Genomic DNA, 12,984 nt, shown 5'->3' on the forward strand with positions numbered 1-12,984 from the left:
GTTATACCGTATACGATATTGCGATTATGGTTCGGGATCAAGACGGAGGATGCATGTCTATCTTCAACGCCGCGGCATGGGCAATAAAGGCATGAGCGCGGACGAAAGCGTCACGCTGACGCTGCAGCAGGTCGCGGATCTGGCCCATGCCGTGCTGCGCCGCCATGGTCTGGCGGAGGCGCATGTCGGCCCAGTTGCCGCGACGATCATCGCTGGCGAGCGCGACGAATGTGCGTCGCATGGGGTCTATCGCCTGCTCAACTGCGTCCATACGCTGAACAGCGGCAAGGTCGTGCCGGACGCTGTGCCGGTGGTCGACCCTGTCTCGCCCGCGCTGCTGCGCGTGGATGCGGCCGGCGGCTTTGCCCAACTGGCTTTCGCTACGGGATTGCCTTTGCTGGTGGAAAAGGCGCGGACGATGGGCATCGCCGCCATGGGCATCAATCGCTGCGTCCATTTCGCCGCGCTCTGGCCGGAGATCGAGGCGCTGACCGATCAGGGGCTGGTCGCCTTCGCCTGTACCCCCAGCCATGCCTGGGTCGCGCCGGCCGGCGGCACCTCGCCGCTGTTCGGCACCAACCCGATCGCCTTTGGCTGGCCGCGCCCCGGCGGCGATCCCTTTGTCTTCGATTTCGCCACCAGCGCGGTCGCGCGCGGCGAGATCGAACTGCATCGCCGTGCCGGCAAGCCGATCCCGGAAGGCTGGACGATCGATGCCCAGGGCCATCCGACCACCGACGCGGAAGCGGGCCTGGCCGGAGCGCTGCTGACCTTTGGCGGGCACAAGGGATCGGCCCTGTCGGCGATGGTCGAACTGATTGCCGGGCCGCTGATCGGCGATATGACCAGTGCGGAATCGCTGGCGCATGACGATGGCGCCAAGGCATCGCCCTATGGCGGCGAACTCATCATCGCCATCGATCCCGCCGGCTTCCTGGGCGCGGCGGCCGCCGAGCATATGCAGCGGGCCGAGGCGCTGTTCGACGGCATTACCGGCCAAGGCGCGCGCCTGCCATCGCAGCGGCGCTTCGCGGCGCGTCTGCGCACCCCCGATCAGGGCTGCCGCATTCCCCGTGCGCTCTATGAGGAACTGGCGGCGCTCAGCTGAGCGCCGCCAGCGATTTCAGGCGAAAGGCTGGTCGATCGCGACCGAGGGCGGGGTGAACCAGGCCGCCCCGGTCTCGGTCACGTAAAAATGATCCTCCAGCCGCACGCCGAAGCGATCCGGCACGACGATCATCGGCTCGTTGGAGAAGCACATGCCCGGTTCCAGCGGGGTCATGTCGCCGCGTACCAGATAGGGCGCCTCATGGATCGACAGGCCGATGCCATGACCGGTGCGATGCGGCAGGCCGGGCAGGCGATAGTCCGGGCCCAGGTCCGCTGCCTCCAGCACGCGCCGCGCCGCCGCGTCGATCGCGCCGCAGGGGACGCCCGGCTTGACCGCGTCGAACGCGGCCTGCTGCGCTTCCTTTTCCAGTGCCCAGATGCGGCGCTGCTCGGCATCGGCCTCGCCATAGACATAGGATCGGGTGATGTCGCTATGATAGCCGCCGATGGTGCAGCCGGTATCGATCAGCACCATGTCGCCTTCGGCCAGCACGCTCTCGCCCGGCAGGCCGTGGGGATAGGCGGTCGATCGGCCGAACTGGACGATGCAGAAGCTGCTGCCCGAGGCGCCGAGCGCCCGGTGTGCGGCCTCGATGAAGCGGCGCACCTCGGTCGCGGTGATGCCGGGGCGCAGGATGCGGGCGGCGCGGCGATGCACCTCCAGCGTCATCGACTTGGCCTGCTGCATCAGCGCCAGTTCGGCGGCCGACTTGCGGCTGCGGCAACCGTCGATCACGGCCGAGGCGGCGATCAGCGTCACATCCGGCGCGGCGGCACGAATGCGCTCGACGAACAGGAAGGCCATGGCCGGATCGATCCCCAGCCGGGCGACGCCCAGCGTCTTGAGCGCGTCGGCGACGAGGGCGGACGGGCTTTCATCCTCTTCCCACAGGCGCAGGTCGCCGGCGTCGATCTTGAGGTCGGCTTCCAGCGATCCGCGTTCGAAGCGCGGGCAGATCAGGATCGGCTCGCCGGTGAGCGGCAGCAGCATCGCCACCAGTCGCTCGCTTGCGCCCCAGGGCACGCCAGCGAAATAGGCAAGACTGGTCCCGGCATCGATCAACAGCGCGTCGAGCCCTTCCTGCGCCATCAAGGCGCGAGCCTTGGCAATGCGTGCCTGATATTCGGCGGCGGCGATGGCTGGCGCGCGATCGAGCCAGGGCTGGAGGCTGGCCAGTTCGGTGGCGGCGTCGGAGCCGCCGATCTGCTGTGTCATAATCTATCCTTCAAAGCGGCGGAGCGAAAAGGGCGTGGCGTCGACCGGCGGCGGTGCGCCGGTGGCAAGCGCGGCGATGATTTCCCCGGTCAGTGGTCCCAATGTCAGCCCCAGATGCTGGTGGCCGAACGCATAGAGCAGGTTTTCCGCCCGGTCACTCCGGCCGATCGCGGGCAGATAATCGGGCAGGGTCGGGCGCGCGCCGATCCAGGGCCTGGCATCCACCTCGATCGGTAGGCCCAGTGCCGCGGCATGGGTGCGCAGCCGCTGCCATTTACGCGGGTCGGGCGGGGCGGAGAGGCTGGAAAATTCGACGAAGCTCGCCGCGCGGAGCCCACTCTCGAACCGGGTGACGATCATCGATCGATCCTCGAACACCACCGGCGGCATGTCCATCGGCCAGCCTTTGGGCGCGGTTGGCGTCTGCAGATGATAGCCGCGTTCGGCGATGATCGGCACCTTGTGGCCCATCGGGCGTAGCAGGACATCCGATGCTGCGCCGGTCGCGACGATGATATGGTCCGCGTCCAGCGTCTGGCCGTCGGCCAGCTGCACCTGCGCCTGTCCATCACGGGTGGTAAGCGCGCTAACCTCCGCCTGCTCGATCCGCCCGCCTGCCGCCAGCAGCGCATCCCTCAGATCCTGCGCCAGCCGGGTCGGGTCGGCAATGCGGCCACTGCCCTCGCAGCGAATCGCGCCGATGATCGGATGGGGGAACAGAGCTTCGAGCAGGGCAAGCTCACGCGCCGTCGCATCGCGGAAGCGCGCCGTGCCGCAATCGGCGGCCATCCAGGCACGGCGCCCGGCCAGCGCGCTCGCCTCGCTTTCCCAGACGATGAAATGCCCATCCTCAATCAGGCGGCTCGGCCCCGCGCACAACGCGTCGATCCGATGCCAGGCCGGCATCGCCTGACCCAGCATGGCTTTCAACGCCTTGCGTCCTGCCGCAAAGCGCGACGGGCGCGCGGCATTCAACAGGCGCAGTGAAAAGGGCACCCAGCGGCCGACGTCGCGCCAGGGCAGGCCGAGGGCGCCGCCGCGCCAGAACAGTCGCCGGGGGAAGCTCTTCACCGTTGCCATCGATGCGAGCGGATCGATCTGCTCGACCGCGACATGGCCTGCATTGCCCCAGGATGCACCGCGCAGCGGGTTTTCCCGTTCGATCAGCAGTGTTGAAATTCCCTTTTCCTGCAATCGGATAGCGCAGGATGTTCCGACGATGCCGCCGCCGATGATGATCGCTTGTTGGGTCAATTGACTTCTTTTCACTTGGCGTTGACGATTAGATACCGTATACGATCCTCAGTTTCAACGGAGGCTTATGTGAATTCCTCAAAATTGACGTGGCGTGGTGTCTACCCTGCCGCCACCACCCAGTTCACCCCCGATCTGGACGTTGATATCCCCGCTACCCAGGCTGTCCTGGATGCGTTGGTGAAGGATGGCGTCGACGGTCTCATCATCGCCGGCACCTGTGGTGAGAACAACTCGCTGGAGCCGGAAGAAAAGCGCGCAATCGTCCAGGCGGCGGTCGAGGTCGTGGACGGCCGCGTGCCGATCCTGGTCGGCGTGTCCGAATTCACCACCCGTCGTGCCGCTGCCTTCGCGCAGGACGCCGAAAAGCTGGGCGTCGACGGGCTGATGGTGCTGCCTGCCATGGTCTATGTGCCGACCGTGGGCGAACTTTGCACCCATTTCGAGACGGTGGCCAAGGCGACGTCGCTGCCGATCATGCTCTACAACAACCCGCCGGCCTATCGGGTGAATATCGGCATCGACGCGCTCACCCGCCTCGCCGACACGCCCAACATCGTCGCGGTCAAGGAAAGCGCGCCCGATCCGCGTCGCTTCACCGACCTGATCAACGCCTTTGGCGACCGCTATATCCTGATGGCGGGCCTGGACGATGTTGCGTTCGAGGGCCTGTTGCTGGGCGCGCATGGCTGGATTTCCGGTCTCACCAGCGCCTTCCCGCGCGAATCCGTGGCGCTGGTCGCGGCGATCAACCGGGGCGATCTGGAAGAAGCACTGCGCATCTATCGCTGGTTCATGCCGCTGCTGCACCTCGATGCCGATCATGATCTGGTCCAGTCGATCAAGCTGGCCGAAAGCATCATGGGACGCGGCACCGAGCATGTTCGCCTGCCGCGCATGCCGCTGGAAGGCCAGCGCCGCGCCGACGTCATCCGCTGGGTCGAGCAGTGCGCTGCCACCCAGCCCAGCCTGACGGCGGTCTGATGTCCGCGGTGCGCCACACCTTCTTCTGCATAGACGGCCATACGGCGGGCAATCCCGTCCGTCTGGTCGCGGGCGGCGCGCCGCTGCTCAAGGGAAAGTCCATGGCGGAACGCCGCCTGGACTTTCTCGACCGCTTCGACTGGATCCGCACCAGTCTCTGCTTCGAGCCGCGCGGCCATGACATGATGTCGGGCGGCTTTCTCTATCCGCCGACGCGCGACGATACCGACATCGGTATTCTCTTCATCGAGACCAGCGGCTGCCTGCCGATGTGCGGCCATGGCACCATCGGCATGGTGACGTTCGGCCTGGAAAATGGCCTGATCCAGCCGGCGACGCCGGGCAGGCTGCGGGTCGAAGTGCCAGCCGGCGTCATCGACATCGATTACACGACCGACGGCAAGCGCGTGACATCGGTCAAGATCCGCAATGTCCCCGCCTATCTGGCGGCGGAGGGGATCGCAATCGATGTGCCGGGCTTCGGTCCGCTCAGCGTCGATGTCTCCTATGGCGGCAATTATTACGCGATCGTCGAACCGCAGGGCGCCTATGCCGGCCTCGACGACCTCGGTGCATCGCGCATCGTGGAACTGAGCCGCACCATTCGCGAACTGGTGCGCGCGCAATATCAGCCGGTCCATCCGCTCGAACCCAGCATCAAGGGGGTGAGCCATGTCCTGTGGGCCGACCAGCCCAAGGGCGAGGGTGCGGACGGTCGCAACGCCGTCTTCTATGGCGAGCGGGCGATCGACCGCAGCCCCTGCGGCACCGGAACGTCGGCGCGGCTGGCGCATCTGGCGGCCAAGGGCAAGCTGAAGGTCGGCGACCGGTTCGTGCATGAAAGCTATATTTGCAGCCGCTTCATCGGTCGGGTCGAGGCCGAGACGATGATCGGGGACCAGAAGGCGATCATTCCCTCGATCGAAGGATCGGCGATCGCCACCGGCTTCAACACCATCTGGGTCGATCGCGAAGACCCGTTCTGGGCCGGCTTCACGGTCGTATGAGACGGGCATTGCAGAGCGGACGGAAGGGATCGTCCATCATATACGAAGTTGTATTCCGCCATCCGCTCTGTGCTATGTTCGCCGCATGAGCCTAGTCATCCGAAACCTGTCCGACCAGCTGGTCGATCTTGTCCGTGAGCGCATATTGTCCGGCCGGGTGCCGCCCGACGGGCCGATCCGTCAGGACGCGCTGGCCGCCGAACTGGGGATCAGCAAGATTCCGCTGCGCGAGGCACTCGCCCGACTGGAGCAGGAAGGGCTGCTCAAGTCGCAGGCCAATCGCGGTTTCTTCGTGCGCAGCCTCAACCGGGTGGAGGCGGACGAAGTCTATGCGCTGCGCCTGAAGCTGGAGCCCGATGTGATGGCGTTGGCCGCCGAACGGGCGGACGAGGCGGAGCATCAGGCGGCGATCAACACGCTGGCCACCCTCTATCAGGTCACCGACGAAGGTGGCGACGGGGTGGGGGCGTTCAACCGCGCCTTCCACATGGCGTTGCTGCGTCCCAGCAGCCAGCCGCTGTCGGTCAATATTCTCGAACGGCTCCATATCCTGTCGGAACGCTATGTCCGCAAGCATCTGGAGCCGCTTGGCCGCGACGAACGCGCCAATGACGAACATCGCGAGATGCTCGACGCCTGGCTCGCCCGCGACGGCCAACTGATCCGCGAACTCACGGTCGCACATATCCGCAAAACCATGGACGATCTCATGGTTCAGCTCGACGCCGACGACTGAACCATAACCGAGCAACCGGAACGTCCATAAGAACAGGGAAGGAAATTTCGGTTGAGCACTGGATTTTGGGGACCGATCAAGCCGATCGGCGCCGGTCATCACGCGCAGCATCAGCAGTTGCGCAAGACATTGTCCTGGCCGCATCTGATCGCGCTGGGGGTCGGGGCGATCGTCGGCACCGGCATCTATACGCTGACCGGCGTGGGCGCCGACCGGGCGGGGCCGGCGGTGATCCTGGCCTTCGCCATTGCAGGGGCCGTGTGCGCCTGCGCGGCGCTGGCCTATGCCGAACTGGCCACGCTGATCCCGACCGCAGGCAGTGCCTATACCTACACCTATTCGGTGCTGGGCGAGACGCTGGCCTGGGTCGTGGGATGGAGCCTGATCCTGGAATATTCGCTGGCGTGCAGCACGGTGGCGGTCGGCTGGTCGGGCTATCTGGTCGGCTGGATCCAGCAGGCGGGGATCAGTCTGCCGCCGATGCTGCTGGCCGGGCCGCATGGCGGCGGCATCGTCAACCTGCCCGCCGTGCTTGTGGCACTGGCGATCGCGGGCATGCTGATCGCCGGCACGCGGGAAAGCGCGACGCTCAACATCGTTCTGGTCGTCATCAAGCTGACCGCGCTCGCCGCCTTCGTCGCGCTGGCGCTGCCCGCCTTCCAGTCCGACCATCTCCAGCCCTTCATGCCCTATGGCTTCGTCAGCCATGTGGAAGATGGCATGACCCGCGGCGTGATGGCGGCGGCGGCGATCGTCTTCTTCGCCTTCTACGGTTTCGATGCGGTCGCGACCTCGGCGGAGGAAGCGCGTAATCCCGGCCGTGACCTCACCATCGGCATCGTCGGATCGATGGCGGTCTGCACCCTCATCTATATGGCGGTCGCGGTCGCCGCGATCGGCGCGCTCGACTATCGGGCGCTGGCCGGTTCGTCCGAACCACTGGCGCTGGTGCTGCGCACGCTGGAGCATCCGGTCGCCGCCTGGCTGGTGGCGGGCGCTGCGCTGGTCGCGCTGCCCTCCGTCATCCTGGTCATGATGTATGGCCAGAGCCGCATCTTTTTCGTCATGGCGCGCGACGGCCTGCTGCCGCGTTCGCTCAGCAAGGTGTCGGAAAAGACCGGATCGCCCGCCCGCATCACCGCGATCACCGGTGTCTTCGTCGCGGCCGTTGCCGGCTTCTTCCGCCTCGACGAGATCGCCGAACTGGCCAATGCCGGCACGCTGATCGCCTTCATCGCGGTCGCCGGCTGCATGATGGCGCTGCGCCGCAAGGCGCCGGAAATGCCGCGCGTCTTCCGCTGCCCGCAGCCCTATCTGGTCGGTACGCTGGCGATTATCGGCTGCATCTATCTGCTGATCAGCCTGCCGGAAAAGACGCTGCTGCGTTTCGGCCTGTGGAACCTCGTCGGCCTGGCCCTCTATTTTGCCTATAGTCGGGGTCGCAGCCTGCTGCGCACCACCGGCCATGCGGCCAGCGAGGAAGGCTTGCCGGAATAGGACAACCGTAACGCAAGCCGGTCAGCCGCGTCGCCGCGACTGGCCGGCTTGCTCAATAGCCCACAGCATAGCCCATGCGTCGGGGATCGGCGCCGGCCATGCGGGCGCCCGACGCATCGGCCAATATGCCCTGCACGCTGCCGATCGCATAGGGGCCGACCAGTTCGATGTTGTGCCCCATCGCGGTCAGGCGCTGGATCGTGGCGTCCGGGAAGCGCCGTTCTGCCTGAACGGTGATCGCCGCGCCGGGCCTGTAGAAATTGGGATCGGCGTCGAGCGCGAAGCGTGGCGCCTCGATCGCGGCCTGGATCGGCAGGCCGCGATCGACGACATTGACCAGGAACTGGAACTGGGTCTGGCCAATCGTCTCGCCGCCGGGCGATCCGAAGACCAGCTTCAGCCGGCCCTTGTCGAGGAGGATGGTCGGGCCATTGCCGAGCAGGGCGATCTTGCCCGGCGCGACCTTGTTGGGATGGCCGGCATAGGGGGCGGATGACCCCAGGCGCAGGCCGTTGTTGAACAATATGCCGGTATTGCCCATCACCAGGAAGGTGCCGAAGCCGCCGCCGACCGTCGTCGTGACCGCGATGGCATTGCCGTCGGCATCGACCGCCGACAGGCTGGTGGTGTCGCCGCCGCGCGTATGGTCGTCGCCCTGATGGGCGAAATCCTGCCGTGCCCGCTCCAGCGCGGCCCGGTCGAAGGCGGCGGCATTGCCGCCATCGGGATAGAGGCCCGCACGGGCGGCATCGATCAGCTTGCGTCGCTCGGCGGCGAAACGCTTGGACAGCAGTCCCTCGACCGGCGTCTGCGCGAATTTGGGATCGGCGGCATATTTATAGACATCGGCCTTCGCGACCTTGATCGCCTCGATCAGATAATGGGTGAAGAGCGGATCGTCGGCGGGCAGTGCGGCGAGGTCGAACCCCTCGACCAGATTGAGTTGCTCGCACAATTCCAGCCCCGTGCGCGAGGTCAGCGGGCTGCAATAGACGTCCAGTCCGCGATAATTGGTCGTCACCGGATCGTCCCAGCGCGGCTGATAGGCCTTGAGGTCATCGAGCCGCAGGCAGCCGCCGGTCTCCTTCGAGAAGCGGGCAAATTCCTGCGCGATCGGGCCGGTGTAGAAATAGTCATGCGCCGCCTGCAAGGCGCGATCCCGATCGGCGCCACCCTTGAGCGCCTGGCTCTCCGCATCGGCAAGGGCCTGAAAGCTACGGGCGAGATCGGGATTGCGGAAGATTGATCGCGGGGCCGGGGGCTGGCCACCGGGCAGGAAGATCGCCGCACTGGTCGGGTAGAGCGCCAATGTCTTTTGCGCGCGCGTGATGAACATTGCGATGGATGCATCGAGCGGATGGCCGTCGCGGGCATAGCCGATCGCCGGTTCGAGCAGGGTCGAAAGCGGCAATTTGCCGAACCGGCGGGCCAGCGCGATCCAGCCGCCAAAGGCGCCCGGCACGGTCAGTGCCTTGGGGCCATGGTCCAGCGCCTTGGGATCGCCATCGGGATCGAGCAGGCGCGGCGCGCCGCCGGTGAAGGCCAGCGACTGGACTTTGCCGGTCTTGCGATCGAGGCAGGTGGCAAAGCCGTTGCCGCCCGCGCTGGATGCCCAGGGTTCGACCACGTTCATGACCGCCATCGCCGCGACCACGGCATCGGCGGCGGTGCCGCCCTGCATCAGCATGCGGGTGCCGGCCATGGCGGCCAGCGGATGACCTGCCGTCACGCCGCCATGCGGCATGGGCACTTCGACCCGGTGCGCGGCGACGCTGGTGCTGCCGGTGCGGGGCGCGTCGGGCGCGCGTGCGCCCGATTGGGCCAAAGCGCGGCCGGGCAGGGTGGAGAGCGCCATGCCGGCAAGGCCGGCGGCCAGCATTTCGCGGCGATCCAGGAAGGATGGGGGCGTATCGGACATGGCGGAGCGACCTTGCAGGGGAAGGGAAAAGGAGAAAATGGGCACGGCAGCATCGCGCCGTGCCCATGTCTTGCAAGCCTTTAGAAGACCTTCTTCAGGCTGGTGTACCAGTAGCGCGCCTGCGGCTGGTAGAGGTTCGACAGATAGCCGCCCGATGCCAGTGGCGGATCCTTGTCGAAGATGTTGCGCGCGCCGATCTGGACGGTGGTGCCGTTCAATGGGCCGTCATTCTTGAACGTATATTGGCCATAGAGATTGACCGTCGTCTGGCCCTTCACCGTCCAGGGATTGGCGGACGCATCGCGCACGCCATTTTCAAAGACGCTGTCGATATATTGGGTGAAGGCGCCGATCTTCCACGGGCCGAGCGACCAGTCGAAGGTTGCCGAAAGCCGCCAGCGCGGCTGGCCATCGCGGCCGATCACGTCGCCGCCGCCCTGGATCGGCACGCCGGCATTGATCTCGCCAGCGGCCTGCCCTGCGATCACCTGCTGCACGCCCGCCGGGGCGTCGACATAATAGCTGATCAGGCGCGAGGCATTCACGTTGAGCGAGAAGGTGCCGACCGACGTCGTGGGCAGGAAATAGTCCAGATTGAAGTCGATGCCCTGAACGGTGACCGGCAGCAGATTCTGGAAATTGGCGACGACGTAGAGCAGTTCGCCGACCGGCGCGAGGCCGGTGCCGGCGACGCGGGCGATATCGTCCGCCGTGGGATCGCGGCGGATGACGTTGGGGTTGCTGCTGCCCTGGGTGCGCAGCAGATAGTCGAGGTTGAGCGCATTCTGATAGTCGAGCAGGCCCACGACATTCTTCTGCTGGATCTTCCAGCGGTCGACGGTGAAGGTGACCTTGCCCAGGCCATCGCCCAGTTTCGGCGACAGCACGGCGCCGAAGCTCCAGCTGGTCGATTCTTCCGGCTTCAGGTTCGGGTTGCCGCCGCTGCGACGCAGCACCGACACGTTGCAGACCGCGCTGGAGAAGTTGGTCGCGCGCCCGGAGCGGGCATCGGCGTCGCACAGCACATAGTCGAAGCCGCCATTGACGCGGTCGAGCGTGGAGGTGTTGATGACCTCCAGGTTCGGCGCACGGAAGCCCTGTGACCAGGAGCCGCGCAGCATCATGCCCTCCAGCAATTCCCACGATCCCGCGATCTTGGGCTTCGCCACAGACCCGACGTCGCTATAATCCTCGTAACGGCCCGCGACCTGGAAGTTCAGGCGACGGAACATGGGGATTTCCATTTCCGGGCTGAAGATCGGGATAGCGAGTTCGGCATAGGCGGACTTCACGTTGCGCTTGCCGCGCACGTCGGGGCTGGGGCTGGCACCGCCAAGGTCGGAGCCATAGAAGACGCCGGTCACCGCGTCGGTATAGGTGGTGTCGACCCCGGCAATGCCGCCCTGATAGGTGGAGCGATTGTCATGATAGGTCTCGCGCCGCCATTCGATGCCGGCCGCGACGCCGATGCTGTTGTCGGCCCACAGGCCCAGCAGATTGGCGTTCGACACCTTGAAGTCCCACAAGGCCAGCGAGGTGCGGGTCTTGCGGGTTGCCTCGATCATGAAGCTGTCGATCGTGGACTGGCTGTTGGGCGTGCAGTCGCCGATCGAGGGCGTATCGACACAGCCGCCGTTGAACGGATTATAGGCGTCGGGCGTGGTCTTGTTGATCGCCTGTTGCAGCAGCGTGTTGGAGAAATTCTCCTGCGTGTCCTTGGCCGTGGCCCAGGTGTAGAGGCCGGCCGATTCCCAGTCGAAATCGCCGATACTGCCGCGCAGGCCGCCCAGGAAACGATATTGGTAATTGGTCACGTCGACCTTGCGCGATCCCACGTCGACATAGCTGAGCGAGGTGATCTGGACCGGCAGGCCCTCGGTCGGGACCACCGAAAGGTCGAGGCCGGGCAGGCGGTTGGGCGATCCGACCGGGCCGAGCGGGTTCCAATAGGCATTGGCCGCCACGGTGATCGGGATGTTGGCGAGCGAGCCGGGCGCGCCGATCGTCGAACTGGTCTTGCCGCGATAGAAGCCGACCTCGCCGAAGAAGGAGAGGGCGTCCGACAGTTCATAGTTGATGTAGGAGAAGATGTTGATGCGCTTGACCGAAGGCTGGGCGGTCAGGTCGTCGAAGGTCGCCGGCGAATTGAAGCGCAGGTTAGAATCCGCGCCCGACATTTCCGTGGCGCCATTGCCGTCATCATAGCAGGTGTCGGGCGTGCCCGAAGCGATCCGGCAACCGGCATTGGCGCTGGGCTGGATGTGGAACTGACCCGAACTGTTGGTGAAGGCAGTGCCGTTGCTGGTGAGCGTCTGGTTGAGGAAATTGGCGCCGCCGCCGGGACGGACGACGCGGAAGGTGCCCCAGGGCGTGCTGGTGCTGGTGCCGTTCCAGGCCGCGACATTGGCGAAGGAGGTGCCGGCGACATAGCCGCGCCGATCGACGCTGGCGGTATAATCCTGGTCGCTGAGATAGAGTTTCGATTTCTGGGCATAGCCGCCGAAGATCGAGATATTGCCGCGGCCTTCGTTGAAGTCGAAGCCGACCAGGCCATTGGCGGCAAATTCGCGCAGATTGGTGCCTTCCGCGCCGCCATATTGGACGTCGAACTTGGCGCCCTTGTAATCGGACTGGAGCACATTGTTGACGACGCCGGCGACCGCGTCAGAGCCATAGAGCGCCGCCGCGCCGTCGCGCAGCACTTCGACGCGCTCGATATTGCCGACGGGAATGGTGTTGGCGTTGTAGCCGAAGGTCGGGACGCCGGAATCGACCACGCCGGTGATCGCCTGGGATGTCGGATGCAGCACGGTGCGGCGGCCGTTGATCAGCAGCAGCGTGTTGCCCTGGCCCAGGCCACGCAGCGAAACGGTCGATACGTCGCCGCGCGCGGCGTTGGCGTTGCCGCCGCCCAACACCTGTTCGTTGAAGGTGACGCCGCCCAGTTGCGGGATGGAGCGATAGAGGTCGGCGCCCGAAACGGCGGCCACGGCCTCGATCTGCTCTTCGCCGACCAGGCTGACCGGCAGCGCGCCGGCGGTATTGGCGCCCTTGATCTGGGAACCGATGACGACAATTTCCGCAGAGGCCGGTTCACCGGCCTGCGGGGCGGCTTCTGTGCTGGACTGGGCCTGGGCCATGCCGGCCGTCAACGCCCAGAGACTGGCACTGGTTAGGGCGGTGGTTAAGGCGAAAAGCGTCTTTCCTCTTTCTCTCGTCATTATTGTTCCCCTGTGATGAAGCCTGAAGCTTCGCGCCGTTA

General features: G+C 65.8%; 9 protein-coding genes. 5 read left to right on the top strand and 4 right to left on the bottom strand.

Features of this window, described 5'->3' with window-relative positions:
* The first annotated feature begins 91 nt into the window (after positions 1-91).
* On the top strand, positions 92-1,108 hold the full coding sequence (locus tag DIZ22_RS06025; RefSeq protein WP_170978338.1) for an Ldh family oxidoreductase: 1,017 nt from the start codon (positions 92-94) through the stop codon (positions 1,106-1,108).
* A gap of 15 nt (positions 1,109-1,123) precedes the next feature.
* Here DIZ22_RS06025 and DIZ22_RS06030 read toward each other — a convergent pair whose 3' ends face one another.
* Complete coding sequence (locus DIZ22_RS06030) at positions 1,124-2,326, bottom strand: Xaa-Pro peptidase family protein (RefSeq protein WP_048936524.1); 1,203 nt, start codon at positions 2,324-2,326, stop codon at positions 1,124-1,126.
* Positions 2,327-2,329: 3 nt separating this feature from the next.
* Positions 2,330-3,580, bottom strand: a complete 1,251-nt coding sequence (locus DIZ22_RS06035; RefSeq protein WP_170978337.1) for an FAD-binding oxidoreductase — start codon at positions 3,578-3,580, stop codon at positions 2,330-2,332.
* A gap of 69 nt (positions 3,581-3,649) precedes the next feature.
* Here DIZ22_RS06035 and DIZ22_RS06040 point away from each other — a divergent pair, with 69 nt between their 5' ends.
* From DIZ22_RS06040 to DIZ22_RS06055, 4 genes are all read left to right on the top strand, one after another.
* The gene (locus DIZ22_RS06040; protein ID WP_122928039.1) at positions 3,650-4,564 is read left to right on the top strand and encodes a dihydrodipicolinate synthase family protein; all 915 of its coding nucleotides are present in this window, start codon (positions 3,650-3,652) and stop codon (positions 4,562-4,564) included.
* Positions 4,564-5,571, top strand: a complete 1,008-nt coding sequence (locus DIZ22_RS06045; protein ID WP_048936521.1) for a 4-hydroxyproline epimerase — start codon at positions 4,564-4,566, stop codon at positions 5,569-5,571. The genes DIZ22_RS06040 and DIZ22_RS06045 overlap by 1 nt, the downstream gene beginning before the upstream one ends.
* Positions 5,572-5,656: 85 nt before the next feature.
* Complete coding sequence (locus DIZ22_RS06050; RefSeq protein ID WP_048936520.1) at positions 5,657-6,307, top strand: GntR family transcriptional regulator; 651 nt, start codon at positions 5,657-5,659, stop codon at positions 6,305-6,307.
* Between the two features lie 51 nt (positions 6,308-6,358).
* On the top strand, positions 6,359-7,804 hold the full coding sequence (locus DIZ22_RS06055) for an amino acid permease (RefSeq protein WP_048936519.1): 1,446 nt from the start codon (positions 6,359-6,361) through the stop codon (positions 7,802-7,804).
* A 52-nt stretch (positions 7,805-7,856) separates the two neighbouring features.
* On the opposite strand, the gene DIZ22_RS06060 is transcribed toward DIZ22_RS06055, so the two are convergent.
* Positions 7,857-9,722 carry a gamma-glutamyltransferase gene (locus DIZ22_RS06060; RefSeq protein WP_122928040.1) on the bottom strand — a complete coding sequence of 622 codons (1,866 nt, stop codon included), beginning with the start codon at positions 9,720-9,722 and terminating at the stop codon, positions 7,857-7,859.
* Positions 9,723-9,802: 80 nt separating this feature from the next.
* Entirely contained in the window at positions 9,803-12,862 is a 3,060-nt protein-coding gene (locus DIZ22_RS06065; RefSeq protein WP_240626815.1) for a TonB-dependent receptor, read from the bottom strand.
* Positions 12,863-12,984: the final 122 nt, after the last annotated feature.

Source organism: Sphingobium sp. LF-16, assembly GCF_003711185.1.
GTDB classification, from domain to species: Bacteria; Pseudomonadota; Alphaproteobacteria; order Sphingomonadales; family Sphingomonadaceae; genus Sphingobium; species Sphingobium yanoikuyae_A.